This is a genomic window from Alkalihalobacillus trypoxylicola, assembly GCF_001590785.1.
Taxonomy (GTDB): Bacteria; Bacillota; Bacilli; order Bacillales; family Bacillaceae_D; genus Alkalihalobacillus; species Alkalihalobacillus trypoxylicola.
The window spans coordinates 1-18,283 of the sequence record NZ_LTAO01000039.1 but is presented as its reverse complement, the minus strand read 5'-3'; the positions used below and the strand labels follow the sequence as shown (position 1 = coordinate 18,283).

Sequence of the window (18,283 nt, the reverse complement as noted above, 5' to 3'; positions counted from 1 at the left end):
CTTCATTACTTTTCATTTTACTCGTGTTCCCATCTTGCTTGAACAGATTTTAATGTATTAGTAAGCCTAAAGAACAAGTATGCAATGGTGACAATAACAAAGGCTTGTGATTGATTGGTAAAGAACTGAACAAATGAATTTTCTGCGTTCTGGCCAAAAGAAACTAGTAAATTTAGTGTTTGAACACAAATAATCGTATAGATAGCCAAAACAAGAGTTAATGTATCAAAAACATTCCAACGTAAAAAGATCGTAGTTTTTTTATAATCAATTTTCCCATTAGTTCTTACGATATATTTACGATCCATTGGAATGGCAATTAATAAGATAACCACAATCCATATAAAAACGACTATTAAAGATAAAATCCATCCGAAACCCATTAAAACATCCCCTTTTCTTTTACTTTTTACTAACTATACAAATAACAGAAGCAAAAGGTTCATAAAAATTTAAATAAATGATTACGTATGTGACGATGTACTTCGTAGTCGGAGCGGAGTTAGCTGACGACAAACCCTTGGGAAAGCATCTACCTAAAGTGAATTTCAAAAACCTAATCGTTCGGTTTTCATTAAAAGATAAAAATGATGAATGGGTTTAAGTGAATAAAACCAAACATTCATTATAAAAATGTACTTGATTGTAACGGTAGGTAGTGACTCCCAAAGGATCAGCGCCGTTTAAAGATCCACTCTGACGAAGCTCTGCGTAGTCGGAGTTAGCTGAAAACAAGCCCTTGGGAAAGCAACTACCTATAGTGAAAATCAAACACCTAATCGCTAGGTTTTCATTATAAGATAGGAATGATGAAATTGATTCAATTAGATAAATAAAAATCTTCATTGAGAATTGACACTTTCTATGTTATATTTTGAATATTTAATTATCTATAAAAGTGGATGGAGGGGTGGATGTGTTAAGAATTGATAGGTTTGATGAGGAGAATTGGAACGATATTCACGCTATTTATGAAGAAGGCTTACAAACAAGAAATGCATCCTTCCAACTTAAAGCACCGATATGGGAAGAATGGAATAAAAGTCATCTGACGTTTTGCCGTTTTATGATTGTTCATGATTTGGAGGTTCTAGGCTGGGCGGCTCTTAGTCCCGTATCTAATCGAGAGGTCTATAAAGGTGTAGCAGAAGTAAGCATTTATGTGGCTTTAAAGCATGGTGGAAAAGGATTAGGGAAAAAATTATTAGAGCATTTAGTGAAAGAAAGTGAAAAGAACGGAATCTGGACTCTGCAAGCAAATATTTTTCCTGAAAATAAAGCAAGCTTACATATTCATCGCTCCAATGGGTTTCGTGTTGTCGGGAGAAGAGAGAAAATTGCTCAGCTAGATGGCAAATGGCGAGATACCATTTTATTAGAAAGAAGATCATCGAGGATGTAATCAACACCCTGAATATATATTGGATAAACCATTCAAAAACCAAGCACTTGTAGCATAGTGTTGTTGGTTTTTTTGTTTGGAAATGATTCTTTATAAAAAAGCAAAGTAAATCAAAAATAGACAAAGGCATTTTAGTATGATGGTTTTGAGGGGGAGAGTGAGAGTATGAAATACGAAAAAGCTATAAATGAGAGTATTACATTTATAGAAGGCAATTTAGAAAAAGAATTGACGGTAGATATAATCGCAAAACATGTTGGATACTCAAAATATCATTTTCATCGTATTTTTCAGGGTATAATCGGCGAAAGCATAATGGACTATATTCGAAGTAGAAGATTAACCAATGCAGCCAAAATGCTATTATTTTCAGAAGAAAAAATAATAGATATCGCATTTTATTATGGTTTTGAATCACAGGAAGCTTTTACGAGGGCTTTCCAAAGGATGTATCACCTTCCCCCAGGAAAGTATAGAAAAATTATTTCAAAAATTGTCTATCATAAGGAGGACGTAAAAATGAAGTCTGAAGATTTAAAAGGGTGGATTTTAAGTGGAACCAACACAAATTTATATGAAATTGGAATCGATCATCAAACCTTTCATAAAGGCAGAAGTTCAGGTTATTTAAAATCAAAAAAGGAAGAGTCGCATACAGCAGATGAATTTGGAACGCTTATGCAACAATTTAAAGCAGAGCGATTTTTAAATAAAAGAGTAAAGCTATCAGGCTTTTTAAAAACCAAGGATTTAGAAGGCTCAGCGGCTTTTTGGATGAGGGTTGATAGCCGATTTGGAGATGTACTTCAATTTGATAATATGAATAATCGTTCTGTAACAGAAGATACGGATTGGAATTATTATGAAATCATTTTAGATGTATCCGCGGAAAGCAGCTCTATTTCTTTTGGGGCATTGTTAGCAGGTCGGGGCCATATTTGGATCGATAATCTTAAATTTGAGGAAGTAGACTTAACCGTTCCCACGACCAATATGGATTATACAACTGATATGAATGAAGAACCAGTCAACTTAACTTTTGAATCAGATACACTTTAAGTAGATGAGAATGTGCTTGAAAGGAAGGTTGAGATGAGAAAAACAAATATTCAGCCGTGGAGTGAAGAATGGAAGGTTCTATTCTTATTAGAAGAAGTAAAACTGAAAGATATATTTAAAGAAGATTGTATAGACATTCATCATATTGGTAGTACATCGATTGCAACGGTTGGTTGCGCTAAGCCGATTATTGACATATTAATAATTGTTTCAAAAATTGAATGTGTTGCAAATCATCATAGTGAGATGAATGATTTAGGATATGAAACGAAAGGAGAGAACGGTATTAAAGGAAGGAGATACTTCGAAAAGGGTGGAAATAATCGAACCCATCATGTTCATATTTTCGAAGAGGGTCACCCACAAATTGTCACTCATCTGAATTTTAAGCATTATCTACTTGAACATGCAGATGTGGCAAAGGAATATGGACAACTGAAATGGAGTTTACTAAAACGGTACCCTCACAGTCATGATGACTATCAAAGTAAAAAACAACAAATGGTAAAGAGCATTGCTGAACAAGCACATTTATGGTCGAAGAAAAATACTAAAAGCTTAAAACATGTGTTATAAAAAAAGAGGAAGTAGCTCCTAGGAGTTTACATCCTCTTCTTTTTTTAACAGCCAAGGAATCAATATTTCTGCAATTTCTAATTGAATAACCGGTTCAGTCATAGATGAAGGGACTAATTCTAAGTCGGTATGAAGTCCAATGTCAATACTTTCATTCTTCCCAAATGATGAATGCGGGAGTTTGTGGTAAGTTCCTTCCTTTTTGGGTCCTTTTATGATCGCCCCATAAAAATGATAGAACACACTGTAAAGATGAGTTCCATCCTCGTTTTCAACATAATGCGAAACTTCTCCTTCCTTTTGAGGGTCAATCCCTAGCGTATTAAAAAAATTCTTTACAGAGGAAGGAAATGTATCACAAGCTAATTTATAATTAGCACAATAATCACAAGTACAGCTAATAGTAGGATTTTCATCATACCATTCTTTGTTTTTTTCAAGGTTAACCTCAATGATCCAAGGTCCACTGCTCATTGTTTTCATTTTATTTAAATCTCCTTTTTATGATAAAGAACTCGTTCTATGCTTTGATAGGTACTGCTCTACCTTTTTCTCTAAGGAAAGAGGAAAAGAGAAGTGGCTAAATCAGCAAAAAAATGGATCGTATAAGATCAGTGTTAATGATTATAGCCAACTAACACATCAAAATCGACCGTTATCTTTGGGGGAGGATCCTGAAGAAATTGTGCTATTTTTGTTTCTGATACAGACCAGGTCAGTGGTGTCATTTCAACTAAATTTGAAAAAGATTCAGGTTTTAATTCTTTTTCATATGTAATCGTGAACGTTTCGTAATGATTAAAATGCTCAGAAAATCGTTTGGTTGTTTTTTGGTTATCATAGGTATTTGTGTCCTCATCGTTATAAAAAAATTGTCTCAATTCTATTAAATAGAGGTTTCGTGGTATGACCTTTATAAGAAGCCCTTCTGACTTTAGCAACCTTGAAAATTCTAGATAATTGGATGGTGACAGAATATTTAAAACAACATCTAAGTTATGATTAGAAAACGGTGAGTGAGTAAGGTCCCCCACAATCCAAGTATAATCATCATAGCTTTTGGAAGCCTGTAAAATTCCTTCCTTTGAAATGTCCATACCTATACCCGTTACATTTTGAATCATTTGCTTGGCGATCATTTCTAGATGAGAGCCTTCACCACATCCAAGATCAAGCATCGTTATATGGTTTTCTCTTTGAAAATAGTTAGTAATGATTTCAGAAATTTTTTTATGCAATTCCGCAAACAATTGCCCTTCTATAATCATTTCTTTGCGCGCTAGAAATAACTTTTGATTATATTGGTTGTTTGGACTTGCTCGAAGTAAATTAAGGTATCCTTGTTTGGCAAAATCAAAGGTATGGCGATTTTGGCACACTAAACTTTGTAGATTTACTACAGTCATTGAAGTAGAACAATAAGGACAAGAGAACATCGATTGTATTTTTTTAACAGCTTCAGCACTGCGTATTTTTTTGCTTTTTGTCATGAGACCACCTCTTATGAAACAAATTCTGTATTTGAAGTTTATCATAGAGAGACTTACTAGAATAGGCGAATGTACTTCATGTGAAATTATGTTTTTGTAAATTGGATACTTCCTAATAGATATTTCGTGTTAAAATAATAATTATTATTATCACAGGAGGATTTGTATGGGAAAGCGTATTTTAATGTTTTTAGTGACAAACGTTGCCGTGATGGTTACGATTTTAGTCGTTTGGACGGCTATTACTACTTTAACACCTTTGGACTTAAGTTTTTCAACTGAACAAGGTATTAACTTTTTAGCCATCGGTATATTTTCTATTCTTGTAGGTTTTACAGGTGCCTTTATTTCCCTTGCTATGTCTAGATGGGTAGCAAAGAAAATGATGAAGGTAAAAATCTTAAATCCTGATGAATCATTATCTGCTATAGAACGTGATATTGTCGAAAAGGTTCACCGCTTATCTCGAGCTGCTGGTTTAACGCATATGCCTGAAGTGGGGATTTATCATTCGCCAGAAGTGAATGCTTTTGCGACAGGCCCAACTAAAAAACGCTCATTAGTAGCTGTTTCTGCGGGCTTAATAAACGAAATGGATAATGATGCTGTAGAGGGTGTTATTGCTCATGAAGTGGCTCATATCGCAAATGGTGATATGGTAACAATGACGCTACTGCAAGGGGTTATTAACACATTTGTCGTGTTTATATCCAGAATTATTGCAACCGTTGCTTCAAGAGCGGTACCTGATCAATATCGTTTTATTGTTCATTTTGCTACCTTAATTATCTTTGATATTTTATTATCCATTTTAGGAAGCCTTGTCGTCAATGCATACTCTCGACATAGAGAGTTTCATGCAGACCGTGGCGGTGCCGATTTAGCTGGTAGAGATAAAATGGCTCACGCCCTTCGTTCATTAAAGGTACATATAGAACGAGCTTCCATGAAAAATGACCGCAGTGATGACTCTGCTGTTCAAACGATGAAAATTAGTAGTAAGAAACGAGGAAGTCTTTTCTCCACACACCCAGATATTGATGATAGAATTTCCCGTTTAGAGCAAATGTAAAGTACCTGTTTTTATATCATCTCATATAGCAATATTTGAAATGATGTGTAATGGATGCAAACATCAAGAACGAACCATAAACCCTCCTTACTGTGAAAAATGGAGGGTTTTTTTGAATGATTAAATGGAAAAGTGTGCTTGTGGAAGTGAACAGGCGGGGACCTAAAATGGTGGAATCATTCATTCATGGGGTATTGTCCCTGACTCTTTCTGTTGAACGGATAGATTCTTTGTGCAAGATGGACTCTAGCGGGGTTTGTTAGGGAAGCAAGAAACCTAAATCTTTTAGATTTCTCCGCTTGCATTTCCTCTCAGTCTTTTTTGCATAAAAAAAGCACAAAATTGAGAACAATCCATATAAAAAGACATAAAAATATCATGAATTCATTAGTAGAGGAACTTTTTAAGCGTACATTGAGGCAAGAATTGTAAGTGTTTTATTATGAGGGAGTGATAGATGTCTTTTACATGAACATAGGGTGAAAGCCATTGAAACCACTTTTTTTAAAGCTTAAAATGTAAGTAAGGAAACATAAGATTAAGATTTAGATAGCGAACCTGTTTAGACTTAATCTAATAAAAAATTACGATAAAAATTGGTCGTTAAGTAGCGTATCCTGCTTAATCTAATCGTCGTGCTTCATTAGAGCGTATGTGCATTATTTTGCCTATTCGTTTTAATAAAGTGTGGCGATTTTTTTATATGATTGATCTCAATAAAAAAGGAGGAGTTTGGAGATGGATATAAGAGAGAAAAAGCTTAAAAATCGTTGGCTTATTGCTTTATCCGCTGTTGGAATTCATATTTCAATCGGTTCTGTTTATGCTTGGAGTGTGTATACAAATCCTTTAATAGAAACTTATGGATGGGAATTGAGTGCTGTTTCGCTCACCTTTAGTATTGCCATTCTTTTTCTAGGGTTATCGGCCGCTTTTATGGGTCATTTTGTTGAAAAATATGGACCTAGAATATCAGGGTTGGTAGCTGCCAGTTTTTTTGGGATCGGAATGCTAGGAGCAGGCTTTGCCACTTCTATTGAATCACTTTGGTTATTGTATGTATGCTATGGGGTGCTAGGTGGAATTGGATTAGGGGTTGGTTATATCACACCTGTTTCAACTTTAGTCAAATGGTTTCCAGATCGTAGAGGTCTAGCGACTGGTTTAGCCATTATGGGATTTGGGTTCGCTTCTATGGTCGCTAGTCCTGTTATCGCTTTTATGATTGATGCAGTCGGAATACCATCTACCTTCTTTATATTAGGAGGAGCTTACTTCTGCATTATGATTACCTCTTCATTATACTTAGAAAAACCACCTGTCGGTTATATGGAAGGCTTTCAAGAAGGAAAACGTTCTGTGAAAGCTGATTTGGCTCAATTAACCGCTAATCAAGCAATTAAGACGAAACGATTTTGGTTTCTATGGTCAATGCTCTTTATTAATATCACTTGTGGAATTGCCATTCTCTCTATTGCTTCTCCGATGGCACAAGAGCTTTTAGGGGTATCCGTTGCGGTGGCTGCAACAATGGTAGGACTCATGGGTGTTTTTAATGGTCTTGGACGTATTGGCTGGGCAACGATTTCAGATTATTTAGGAAGACCGCTTGTATACTCTACTTTTTTTGTTATTCAAATGGTTGCCTTCTTCTTATTACCCAATATTAGTTCTGTCCTTGTTTTTCAGTTGGTATTATTTTTAATTATGACCTGTTATGGTGGCGGTTTTTCATCCGTGCCAGCATATATTGGTGATATCTTTGGAACGAAGCAGCTCGGTGCTATTCATGGATATATATTAACTGCGTGGGCCGCTGCTGGTCTTGTTGGACCAAGTATTGCTTCATGGGTGAAAGAAGCAACTAATAGCTATGCAGGGACTTTGTACATTTTTGGTGGACTGTTTGTAGTTGCTTTAATCGTTTCTCTTATGATAAGAATAGATATAAAGAGTATAAAGGAAGCGGTCAAAGTGAAAGAAAAATTAGCTAGCTAAGCAGAGAATGTTGATTCGCTTTCAAAGGTTGAGGGGAGCGAATCTAAAAATGATAAAAAGGTATGAAGCTGAATTTAGTAACTTAGTAAAATCTCATCGAAAAAAGCATATGGGAAAAGGGCCAAGTCAAATTAAGACGACCTTTACAAAGAATTGGGCGATATGTGAAATGGAGGGAAACCTTTCACCTGTTGAGAAATTTATTGCGACAGCTGATGAGGGGAAACAAATGCTAAGGGCTGCTAGGACAGAAATGGTTAAGGGAATGTATCGAAAAAATCCTCCTTTAGAGATGGAGAGACTATTGCAGTGCAGGTTTTTACATTTATTTGTAGATATTGATATTGAAAGAGATTTTGGAATGTCGATTTTTGTATTTGATGAGGATATTGAGAAGAAGTTTTCATCCTAAAAATGAGGCTGTCGCTCAGGTCATATAGTGACTTGAATGGACAGCCTTTTTTAGGTTGTAAGAAAAAAACTTTTTAACTTCGTTGTTCTAATAATAATTTATTACACCACTTAGCCTCTTCTTTTTTTCCTAAATGCTGATAGGACTTCATTAACCAACTTAAAGGCTCCTTATTTTCAGGGTTCAATTCTACTTCCCAGCTAAAGCACTCTACCGCTTTATCGTAGAGCTTCAATTGATAAGATAGGTGACCTAAATCTAATTGCTTCTCTGGATTATCTGACCACTCAATCATTTTAGCAATGTTATTTTTTATTGGTAAAGGCTCTTTTATAGAAAGCTTCCCAAGCCAATCATGGATATCCTCTAAGCTATATTTATTTAAATAGGATGGTAAATATTTCTCAACGATAGCTTGGAATTTACGTGGTGACCCCGATATCAAATATGATAGCTTATCTGGCTCAACTAATAATAAGTCATATTTTGGATGATCCGTTTCTTCAAGAATAGCGAGCAGTTTTTCTTTTTCTATGAGATCTAATTCCAATTGACTAGCGAAGTAAAGCTTGAGAGCTTGCTTTTCTTCTCCTAGCTGTAACAAGTAACGAAGAAGCTCAGAATGAAGGGTGGAGGAAGTCGGTATTCTTTTTTTAATCGTTAATAAAATCATGACGATTTCCATCTTGTTTAAGTGTTTGGTTAAAGCTTGAAGTAAATCTTTAGGGTTTGTTGGATTTTCTAAAAAAAGAATGGTGTGTAAAAGAATGGAATCATTCGTACGATGCTGTTCTTCATATAATTTAAAAAGAAGAGAATCGTATTTTGAAAGTAAGAGGTAACTTTTTTGCTCTACAAAAATGGGATCATCGTTGTACAGGCTTTCAAGGGGTTTTTGGTAAATCTGGGCAGCATTCTTATAATCAGGTTGACTGATGAGTGAATGGACCCAATCCTTTTGAAAGGATCTAGCATCTAGTAGCATGCCTAACCGATAAGCAGCCTGTAATTTCCCGCCTCTACGTAATTGAAGAAACGTGTCATGTATGAGTTGTTTTAATAAGGATGCATCTAACCAACAGTCTAATTGGCTTATAACTAAAATAGCTTCTTCTAGCGAATAATGGTCTTTTATTTTCTGGATAAAGGGCTGAGCGGGAAGAGATTTGATTTTTGTATGAGCAGGCAGCCATTTTGTTAATAGTGGATAAAGGGCGGGAACTCGTTTTCCGTGCTTTTTTATTTCGTAAAGAAAGGTACTCTTCTTTGCTGAGGTCGAGGGTATGATGTTTAGAAAACGATTTTTATAAAAGAATAATAAATATTTATTTTGATCAGATCCCACAGCAGTGACCACTTTACTTTGTTGATAAAGAAATATTTCTTTTTCTTGTAACGATATCTCGTCCTTCTTTACCTGTAGTATCCAACCAGCCTTCTTCATATAAAAAGACCTCCTTTTTTGTAAATATAACATAAATGGCCTGATTCTTAAAGGTAGGGGAGTGTAGTTCGAATCAAGCCATTCTTGTTTCTGAAAGCTATTGAATTCGAAATGGAAAATAAAGTTAACTTTTTATCTACATAAAATTGCCATTTGAGGGGAAATTGAGGATAACACTTTTTAATTTTGAAACTATTACAAGGATGTGAATGATTTTGACAGAGCAAGATAAACAAAAAACAATGTCTAGGCGTCGTTTTATAAGAAACTCTGGTTTAGTTGCAGGGGGTCTTGTAGGAGGGGGAATTGTAGGAGGCTTAATTGGCTCCAATACGAGAAATGGTGGAGAGCTTGTTTCTCCAGAAACAGGCGGAGAACAAATGGGAGAATCGATAGACTTTCAACAAGCTCCACTCTACTTTTCTAATCTAGAACGGTTTGCCATTTTAGAAGCCGCCTGTGAAAGAATTTTTCCAGAGGATGATAATGGACCCGGGGCTATCAGTTTAGGTGTACCCTTTTTTATCGACCATCAGCTAGCAGGATCCTGGGGACATAATGCAAGAGAGTACATGCAAGGTCCATTTTTTCCGGGCACGCAGTATCAAGGGTATCAAACGGCTTTAAAAAGGCATGAAGTATTCGATGAGGGTATTTCAGCTATCGAAAGGACTAGTATGAGTCTATTTGATACCGCTTTTGTTGAATTAGAGGAAGAGCAGCAGAATGAAATACTTACTCAATTAGCTAGTGGTGAAATAGAGATGCATGGAGTCACATCGAATGTATTCTTTCGATTATTAAGATCAGCGACTTTAGAAGGAGTTTATGCAGATCCAGCCTATGGTGGTAATAAGAACATGGAGGGCTGGAAAATGAAAAGCTTCCCTGGCCATCAGATGAGTTATTTAGGTCAAATTGAGTCAGAGGAATTTATCGAGATAGAACCATCAAGTTTACGTTCTTATACCGACCATCATTAAAGATTAGGAGGCTACAAATATGGCAACGACATTACCAAAAAAGGATGCAATTATTGTTGGAATGGGATGGACTGGCTCTATTATTGCGGCAGAATTGGCAAAAGAGGGCATTGAGGTTATTGGTTTAGAAAGAGGAAAGGGTCGTAGTTTAAAGGATTACTATGTTGTTCACGACGAGTTAAGATATGGGATTCGATATGAACTAATGCAAGATTTATCAAAGGAAACGGTTACATTTCGCCATGACGATGATGAACGAGCACTTCCAATGAGACAAATGGGTTCCTTTCTTCTAGGAGAGGGATCAGGTGGTGCAGGAGTTCATTGGAATGGACAGACCTTTCGATTTTTACCATATGATTTCGAAATTCGTTCGAAAACGATTGAAAAGTACGGTCAGGAAAAAGTAGATGAGCTAGGCTTATCTATTCAGGATTGGGGAATCACATACGAAGAATTAGAACCGTATTTTTATGAGTTTGAAAAAGCCTCTGGAATTAGTGGTGAAGAAAATCCCTTAGGAGGACCTCGTTCTCAGGAATATCCGAATCCACCAATGAAGGATACACCTATTACGTTAAAGTTTAAGGATGCGACCGATCAATTAGGATATAACCCCTATCATGTTCCATCAGCTAATATGAGCCAAACATACGAGAATCAATACGGAGCTACATTAGCTGCCTGTCAATATTGCGGATTCTGTGAAAGGTTTGGCTGCGAATATGGAGCAAAGGGAGATCCGACTGTAGCGGTTATTCCGTTTGCGAAAGAAACAGGGAATTTCGAATTACGCAACTTTGCAAATGTGGTAGAAATTCTCCAGGAAGATGGTAAAGCGGTAGGGGTAAGGTTTATTGACACAAAAACTCAAGAGGAATTTATCCAACCAGCTGATATAGTTGTCGTAACCGGCTATGTTATGACCAATACTCGCTTATTATTAAATTCTAATTTAGGTAAACCTTATAACCCATCTACAGGTGAAGGGGTAATTGGGAAAAATTACTGCTATCAAATTTTACCAGGTGTAACAGGGTTTTTTGAAGAAGATCAATTTAATATTTTTATGGGAGCTGGAGCTTTAGGAGCATGTATTGATGATTTTAATGGCGATAATTTTGATCATGTAGATTTAGATTTCATTCATGGTGGAAACATTGCGATTACACAAACAGGTGCAAGACCTATCGCATCGAATAATGTCCCACCAGGAACCCCGACCTGGGGAAGTGAATTTAAAGCACAGTCGATTAAGTATTATACAAAGTCTATCAGCTGTGTTGCTCAGGGAGCTTCTATGCCTGTAAAGAGTAATTATTTAGATTTAGATCCGACCTATAAGGATGCTTACGGATATCCACTTCTAAGAATGACTTATAATTTTTCAGACCAAGACCGGAATCTTCACAGCTATATAGGAGAAAAAATAGAAGAAATCCTTCTCGAAATGGGTGCTACAGAAGTAAGTGAGAGAAGTAATTTAGAAAATTATGATATTGTTCCATATCAGACAACTCATAATACAGGCGGTGTCATTATGGGCGATGACCCAAATACATCTGCTGTTAATAATTACTCACAAATGTGGGACCATGATAATGTGTTTGTCGTAGGTGCATCATCCTTTCCTCATAATAGTGGATATAATCCAACAGGGACGGTAGGAGCCTTAGCTTATAGAGCGGTAGAAGGAATGCTAAGATACTTAAAAGATGGTGGCAGTCTAGTTTAATTCAAAAGGAGGGTTAAATATGGGTATACCCAATATTGGAATTCCGGGATTGATTATAATATTAGTGATTACTTTAATCATTTTTGGTCCAAAAAAGTTGCCTGAAATAGGGGCCGCTTTTGGACAAACGTTATCAGAGTTCAAAAAGTCAGCTAATAATATCATGTCTGATGAGACAGCTTCCGAAAAAGAGAAAAGTTCAGAAGAGGGCAAGAAATAAAAAAATTTCTTATGAGGCATGAATCAAAAAAGGAATGAGAACATGCAGAGTGAACAGCTTTCATCCGAACAAACGTTAGTAGAACACTTAACCGATCTTCGCAAATCAGTTATTTACTCCGTCGTCTTTTTTGTCGTTTGTTTTATAGGAGTTTTATTGTATATAAATAAAGTCATTCCATTATTAACAAATGAACATAAGCTTGTCATGCTCGGGCCATTAGATGTTATTCGATTTTATACAGGTATTGCTGGAAGTCTTAGCTTAGGTCTTTCAGCTCCCTTTATTGGTTATCAAGTTTGGAAATTTGCAAGGCCTGCCTTAACCGAGCAGGAAGGGAAGATGGCTTTAACCTTTATTCCAAGTATATTTTTGAGCTTCATTCTTGGTTTAACATTTGGCATTTTTGTTATATTCCCGACTGTTTATCACTTTTTGATGAGCTTAGGTGTACAAAATTTTGATGTCATGATTACAGCAAAAGAGTATTTTTCTTTTCTCATGATGACGACCATACCATTAGGATTTTTATTTGAAGTTCCCTTATTATTAATGTTTTTAACGGCCATTGGATTCGTAACCCCTTCAAAATTAAAAGAGATAAGGAAATATGGATACATTCTTATGGCTGTAATATCGGCGATGATCACACCACCAGACTTTATATCCCAAATCATAGTATTAATTCCTCTCATGATGCTATATGAGCTCGGTGTATTATTATCAAAAGTAATGTACAAGAAAAAACAAAAGGAATTGCTCAAAGTTGAATGGGAGTAAGTGAATGAATGGTCAACAACGGAACCTACTTAAAAGGTGCTGTCTGATAAGGAGACAGCACCTTTTTCTGGTTTAAGGAAAAAATGAATGAATCGGCAAATTAAAATAGTTTCGGCACATAATCAGACAGAAGTCTTCTTGTCTTCTGTCCGCTAGAATAAGTATTCTCAAAGAGAATTTTTCAAAAGAAGGAAGGGCCTGTTTTTTATTGTGTATAAATTCATTACATACCATATTAAGCTTAAAAGTAGTTGCCCTATTTTAGTCGGAAGAGGTACTTTTCTTTTTCAACTTTTATCTATCTTTTGCAAATTTTAAATAAAGAAATTAGTTCTTTCTTATAATAAACGTTAAATTTTGTATTTTTTTCTTTTATATGTGTTCACTTTCTCATATAATTTAAACGTTATAGAGTTTATTAAATTTGTGGAGGAAGAACGTATTGAAACAAGAGAATATTGCATCATCGAGAGAGACGGTTTACTTCGTATTGTCTCTAATAGTTAGTATTATTATTTATATTTTAGCCGCTTTATCGATTGTAGGTATCGGAATCCTTGTCCTTATTTTTGCAGTTGTGTTTATTATGAATGTAATGATGCTTGGATCCATTCGTGGAAATGGTGTCAGAGTGACGGAAGGGCAATTTCCTGAAGTATATGAACGTGTAGTTGAAATAGCAACTAAAATGAAGCTAGAGAAAGTTCCAGATATTTTTGTAATAGAGTCAGAGGGAGCCTTAAATGCCTTTGCTACAAGATTTTGGGGTCGTAATATGGTCGTTCTTTATTCTGAGGTGTTTGACCTTAAAAGTGAACAAGGAAAAGAAGAGTTGGATTTCATCATTGCCCATGAGCTGTCTCATGTGAAGCGTCGCCATGTTTGGAAAAACGTTTTGATTACACCAGCTAAAATTTTTCCTTTTCTAAGTCAAGCTTACAGTCGCTCGTGTGAGTATACATGCGATCGAGAGGCAGCCTATTTTACGAATAATGGTATTGCAGCAAAACGGGCCTTGACGATATTAAGTGTTGGAAAAAAAGTGTATCAAGATGTCAATGAAAGAGCCTATATGGAGCAAATTTCGAGCGAATCTCACGGGGCCGTTTGGCTTAGTGAAATTTTCTCCTCACACCCTAATCTGCCAAAGCGCATCCAATCTGTGAACGTATTTATGGGGGAATTAGAGCAACCAATCTATAAAGAAAGACCTGGTAAAGTGTTTGGCGGCGTGCTAATAATTGTACTAAGCATGATTGTTACGTATCTCCTGTTCTTCGGAAGTCTACAATTCGGAGGTGCCTTTTATGAGAGGTTACTTTTGGATTGGTATGAAGACGACGTTGGCATGGATTGGGGATTAGATTTTGGACTAGAGGATGACTACAATAGTTGGAACTTAACTAACGATGGCATGTCAGAGTTAATGATAGCCGTAAATGACCTTGATATAGATGAAGTAAATCAATTAATTGAAGCTGGCGTTGATGTAAATGAGCAAGATGAAGATGGATATACAGCCCTTCATCATTCTGTGTACAATTATGAAATAACGGAGATTTTATTAGAGGCAGGAGCGAACCCTAACATAGTTAATGATTATGAAACGAGCCCACTAGTATTAGCCGTCTATTTTTATGAGTATGATACGTCTTTACTATTATTAGAATATGGTGCTGATCCATCACTAACTGATTTGGATGGAGATAGCGCGTTTAGTTGGATGGAAGTAGAAACAGAAGAGGAACTATATGAAGCCTTACAAAATGGGCAATAAATAAATATTAGGCTAGAGATACGAGTACATTCTTGTTCTCTAGCTTTTTCATGTTTTGCAAAGCCATTAAGCTTTTATGACTGCTTTTTTTTGTAGTACACTTTAATAAAACAATTAGGTGGTGTGGTTGAATGGAGTATTCTAAAGAGATGATGAATAGGCTGAAGAGAGTAGAAGGACAATTAAGAGGAGTATTGAGAATGATGGAGGATGAAAAAAGCTGTAAAGCAGTGATCACTCAATTAACAGCAGCTTCTTCTGCACTTGATGTAGCTAAAGCCTATATTGTAGCGAAAAATTTAGAAAATAGCTTACTAGAGCATACGGATTCAACCACAAAACAAGAAGATTTGATTGAGGAAGCGATTCAACTCCTTGTTAAAAGTCGCTAGTGAGAATAGTAAAAACGAAACTGTGTGTGTGATTACCGCAGTTATTTTTTTTTGAACCGTATCTTTGAGACCATATAATTCGTTTATATACATGAAAGCTTATAAGGAGGGTTACTATGCAAATACTTTCCATCAAGGGCACCAACCAATCAAAAGAAAGGAGAAGAAAGAGTTTCCTAATGGGCTTTGAAGAAACATACAGAGCTTATTATCCACAAATTTATCATTATTGCTTGCATTTAGTAGGTGAGAAGTGGGAAGCGGAGGAATTAGCACAGGAAACCTTTCTTAAGGCTGGGATTATTCTAGATTCAACCAAAGCTATTAATACTTCTTACTTGAAGAAAATTGCCAATAGCATGTGGGTTGATAGGTGGAGGAAAAATTCAAAAATCTCAACTGTTCCAATAGACCAAGATTTGTTGAAGCAGGAAGAGAAAGAGTATTTCAGTGAGCTTGAAGTAGCACTGACTGTTTTGGTCAGCCATCTTACGAGTCGACAACAATTACTTATTTTATTAATAGACGTTTATCAGTTTAAAAGTACTGAAATAGCCTCATATTTAAAAACGACTGAAGGAGCCATAAAGTCTGCATTATATCGCGCTCGTGAGAGACTTAAAAAGCATCGCTTTAATAACGATGACAAGTTAGATGGTAATCAAGCTTTAAGAGTAAGTACATTTATAGAGCTTATGCGAAACCAAGATATCGAATCGCTTATCATGCTAGCGGCAGAAGAAGATTATTTACCTTTAGTTCGTGCGAAGCAACTGAGCAAACTTAGAATAAACCGTAATGAGTGTCAGTTAAAAGAGGAGTCTCACTTCAAATTTTTAAAAATAGCTTAGAGAAATGGAGAGTTGGATATGAGTCACTTTATTCCTCATGTAATTGAACAGACGAAGATGGGTGAAAGAGGGTATGACATATACTCGAGATTATTAAAGGATCGAATTATCTTTTTAGGCTCAGAAATAGATGACCAAGTAGGTAATAGTATCGTAGCCCAGCTTCTTTTTTTAGCAGCTGATGATGAAGAGAAAGATATTTCTTTATATATCAATAGCCCAGGTGGGTCGGTCACTGCAGGAATGGCGATTTTTGATACGATGCAGTTCATAAAACCTAATGTCCAGACTATTTGTACAGGGCTTGCTGCATCTATGGGAGCGCTCCTTTTGATAGCTGGGCAAAAAGGGAAACGATTTGCTCTTCCTAACTCAGAGGTCATGATACATCAACCGAGTGGTGGAGCTCAGGGTCAGGCGACAGATATTGAAATTTCGGCTAAGCGAATATTACGAAACAAGATGAAAATAAATCATATTATAGCGGAACGGACAGGTCAAAATTACGAAAGAATTATAAAAGATAGTGATCGCGATTTCTTTTTGAGTGCAGATGAAGCGTTAGATTATGGGATTGTTGATTCCATTATTCAAAATAAATCGGCATAATTTGCGAGGAATAGATAATTTGTAATTGAAGAAAGCCTGTTTTCAAATTATCTCATATAACGAATAATGAACCCTCCTTCTTTTGGAAAGAAGGAGGGTTCTGTTGAACTCTTTATGAAAGAGGAGTGTTTTGGGAGAACGAACAGCCGTACACCTAACATGTGTGGAGCTCTTCATTCATGCTTATTGTTTCAGCCTCTTGTTTGCGAAATGTTGTTATCACTAGGGATTCATTATACGATGGGGAAAAAGAAGGTGATGAAATGAAAGAATTCGTTAATATAAATGAAAGCTTTCCAAAGAAAATACTAACACCGGCTTCTGGATTTTTGTCTCGTTATTCGCATACTTTAAATCCTTATATTGGCTGTCAATTTGCATGCTCGTTCTGTTATGTCAGGCAAAGTCCTGTAGGCTTGTTTAGAGGTGAAGAATGGGGAAGATGGGTAGACAAAAAAGTAACTGCGGCTAATCTATTAGAAAAAGAGCTCCTTAAGCTTAGAGATAAAGACCAAAGTATTACTATTTTTATGTCATCAAGTACGGACCCTTATCAGCCTTTAGAGTATAAAGAGAACATAACAAGAAGTCTATTAGAGGTAATGGCGAAACAGCCTCCAGACTTTCTATTACTGCAAACTAGAAGTCCATTAGTGGTAAGGGATATCGATTTTTTAGTAACGTTGAAGGATAAAGTTAGGGTCAGTATGTCTATTGAAACAGATTTAGATTCGGTACGAAAAAGGTTTATGCCCCAATCTCCGCCTATTCAGGCAAGAATGAAAGCTGTTGAACAGCTAAGGGAAAATGGTATTCCTGTTCAGGTTGCGGTTGCCCCGATTCTCCCATTTAGCGAACAATTCCCTTTTCGTTTATCTCAGCTAGTGAATCGTATTGTACTAGATGATTTTTTCAGTGGAGATGGAAGTGGTGGAAAGAGAACGGAAAGGTTAAAAATAAGCGAGCTATATGAAGAGAAAGAGAGAGAGTTATGGTATGGAAATCATGTTCATTTGCAGGTTTATGAGAAAATGAGAACCGCTTATTCTCCCGATGCATTTATATTAGTAAAGAAGGTTTTTAATGTAGGCTGTGACAGAAGTTGCTTTTAAAGAAAATCCTATTGCGAAAATTGAATTGTTGTGTAATGGATACAAACATCAGAACGAACCATGAACCCTCCTTACTGTTGATAATGGAGGTTTTTTTGAAAAGTGGAGATGAAAGGAAAGACGTAAGCTAGCGAACACAAGGCACGGAGACTCCAGTGGGAAATAGTGGCCATGCCGAAATCCACTTTTTAAAAAAAAGTTAGTTCGGCGCCACCCCACCGGACTGAAGTGAACCCCAAAAGTTAGACAGCTTATGTTTAAGAAAACTGTTGGGCAAGAGTTCGGTACTGTATAGGACTCTTGCCTTTTAGTTTGGTCTTAATACGTTGGTTATTATAGTAATCCATGTATTCTTTTAGTTCCTGTTTAAA

General features: G+C 36.1%; 20 protein-coding genes. 15 read left to right on the top strand and 5 right to left on the bottom strand.

What is annotated here, in order from left to right; genetic code table 11:
* Nucleotides 1-17: 17 nt before the first annotated feature.
* Entirely contained in the window at nt 18-383 is a 366-nt protein-coding gene (locus AZF04_RS19225) for a hypothetical protein (protein WP_061950175.1), read from the bottom strand.
* Nucleotides 384-916: 533 nt separating this feature from the next.
* On the opposite strand from AZF04_RS19225, the gene AZF04_RS19220 reads away from it, so the two are divergent.
* The 3 genes from AZF04_RS19220 (at nt 917) to AZF04_RS19210 (ending at nt 3,037) form a co-directional block, all read left to right on the top strand.
* Nucleotides 917-1,402, top strand: a complete 486-nt coding sequence (locus AZF04_RS19220; RefSeq protein WP_268753436.1) for a GNAT family N-acetyltransferase — start codon at nt 917-919, stop codon at nt 1,400-1,402.
* Nucleotides 1,403-1,567: 165 nt separating this feature from the next.
* Nucleotides 1,568-2,461 (top strand): helix-turn-helix domain-containing protein, encoded by an 894-nt coding sequence (locus AZF04_RS19215; RefSeq protein WP_061950173.1) that lies wholly within the window; start codon nt 1,568-1,570, stop codon nt 2,459-2,461.
* 33 nt (nt 2,462-2,494) lie between these two features.
* The gene (locus tag AZF04_RS19210) at nt 2,495-3,037 is read left to right on the top strand and encodes a GrpB family protein (RefSeq protein WP_061950172.1); all 543 of its coding nucleotides are present in this window, start codon (nt 2,495-2,497) and stop codon (nt 3,035-3,037) included.
* An 18-nt stretch (nt 3,038-3,055) separates the two neighbouring features.
* Here AZF04_RS19210 and AZF04_RS19205 read toward each other — a convergent pair whose 3' ends face one another.
* Both AZF04_RS19205 and AZF04_RS19200 read right to left on the bottom strand, forming a co-directional pair.
* Nucleotides 3,056-3,520, bottom strand: coding sequence for a hypothetical protein (locus tag AZF04_RS19205; protein WP_061950171.1), 465 nt, complete (start codon nt 3,518-3,520; stop codon nt 3,056-3,058).
* A gap of 134 nt (nt 3,521-3,654) precedes the next feature.
* On the bottom strand, nt 3,655-4,527 hold the full coding sequence (locus AZF04_RS19200) for a putative RNA methyltransferase (RefSeq protein ID WP_061950170.1): 873 nt from the start codon (nt 4,525-4,527) through the stop codon (nt 3,655-3,657).
* A gap of 166 nt (nt 4,528-4,693) precedes the next feature.
* Between AZF04_RS19200 and htpX the strand changes: the two genes are divergently transcribed.
* The 3 genes from htpX (at nt 4,694) to AZF04_RS19185 (ending at nt 8,009) form a co-directional block, all read left to right on the top strand.
* Entirely contained in the window at nt 4,694-5,599 is a 906-nt protein-coding gene (htpX, locus tag AZF04_RS19195) for a protease HtpX (RefSeq protein ID WP_061950169.1), read from the top strand.
* Nucleotides 5,600-6,337: 738 nt separating this feature from the next.
* Nucleotides 6,338-7,597: an L-lactate MFS transporter gene (locus tag AZF04_RS19190; RefSeq protein ID WP_061950168.1), complete on the top strand. Its 1,260-nt coding sequence runs from the start codon at nt 6,338-6,340 to the stop codon at nt 7,595-7,597.
* Between the two features lie 52 nt (nt 7,598-7,649).
* Nucleotides 7,650-8,009: a Na-translocating system protein MpsC family protein gene (locus AZF04_RS19185; RefSeq protein WP_061950283.1), complete on the top strand. Its 360-nt coding sequence runs from the start codon at nt 7,650-7,652 to the stop codon at nt 8,007-8,009.
* 73 nt (nt 8,010-8,082) lie between these two features.
* Here AZF04_RS19185 and AZF04_RS19180 read toward each other — a convergent pair whose 3' ends face one another.
* Entirely contained in the window at nt 8,083-9,453 is a 1,371-nt protein-coding gene (locus AZF04_RS19180) for a hypothetical protein (RefSeq protein WP_061950167.1), read from the bottom strand.
* 209 nt (nt 9,454-9,662) lie between these two features.
* Between AZF04_RS19180 and AZF04_RS19175 the strand changes: the two genes are divergently transcribed.
* The 9 genes from AZF04_RS19175 (at nt 9,663) to AZF04_RS19135 (ending at nt 17,912) form a co-directional block, all read left to right on the top strand.
* Nucleotides 9,663-10,436, top strand: coding sequence for a gluconate 2-dehydrogenase subunit 3 family protein (locus AZF04_RS19175; protein WP_061950166.1), 774 nt, complete (start codon nt 9,663-9,665; stop codon nt 10,434-10,436).
* A gap of 19 nt (nt 10,437-10,455) precedes the next feature.
* Nucleotides 10,456-12,171: a GMC family oxidoreductase gene (locus AZF04_RS19170; protein WP_061950165.1), complete on the top strand. Its 1,716-nt coding sequence runs from the start codon at nt 10,456-10,458 to the stop codon at nt 12,169-12,171.
* Between the two features lie 19 nt (nt 12,172-12,190).
* Nucleotides 12,191-12,391 carry a twin-arginine translocase TatA/TatE family subunit gene (gene tatA / locus AZF04_RS19165; protein WP_061950164.1) on the top strand — a complete coding sequence of 67 codons (201 nt, stop codon included), beginning with the start codon at nt 12,191-12,193 and terminating at the stop codon, nt 12,389-12,391.
* Nucleotides 12,392-12,433: 42 nt separating this feature from the next.
* The gene (gene tatC, locus AZF04_RS19160; protein ID WP_061950282.1) at nt 12,434-13,171 is read left to right on the top strand and encodes a twin-arginine translocase subunit TatC; all 738 of its coding nucleotides are present in this window, start codon (nt 12,434-12,436) and stop codon (nt 13,169-13,171) included.
* Between the two features lie 442 nt (nt 13,172-13,613).
* Entirely contained in the window at nt 13,614-14,948 is a 1,335-nt protein-coding gene (locus tag AZF04_RS19155; RefSeq protein ID WP_061950163.1) for a M48 family metallopeptidase, read from the top strand.
* Between the two features lie 131 nt (nt 14,949-15,079).
* A complete protein-coding gene (locus tag AZF04_RS19150) occupies nt 15,080-15,340 on the top strand; it encodes a metal-sensitive transcriptional regulator (protein WP_061950162.1) in 261 nt (86 codons plus the stop codon).
* A gap of 116 nt (nt 15,341-15,456) precedes the next feature.
* Nucleotides 15,457-16,191, top strand: coding sequence for an RNA polymerase sigma factor (locus AZF04_RS19145; RefSeq protein ID WP_061950161.1), 735 nt, complete (start codon nt 15,457-15,459; stop codon nt 16,189-16,191).
* An 18-nt stretch (nt 16,192-16,209) separates the two neighbouring features.
* On the top strand, nt 16,210-16,800 hold the full coding sequence (gene clpP / locus AZF04_RS19140) for an ATP-dependent Clp endopeptidase proteolytic subunit ClpP (RefSeq protein ID WP_061950160.1): 591 nt from the start codon (nt 16,210-16,212) through the stop codon (nt 16,798-16,800).
* 179 nt (nt 16,801-16,979) lie between these two features.
* Nucleotides 16,980-17,912, top strand: a complete 933-nt coding sequence (locus AZF04_RS19135; RefSeq protein WP_412459229.1) for an SPL family radical SAM protein — start codon at nt 16,980-16,982, stop codon at nt 17,910-17,912.
* Between the two features lie 257 nt (nt 17,913-18,169).
* On the opposite strand, the gene AZF04_RS20835 is transcribed toward AZF04_RS19135, so the two are convergent.
* The coding region (locus tag AZF04_RS20835; protein ID WP_153017308.1) for an IS3 family transposase at nt 18,170-18,283 on the bottom strand (114 nt) is incomplete at its 5' end.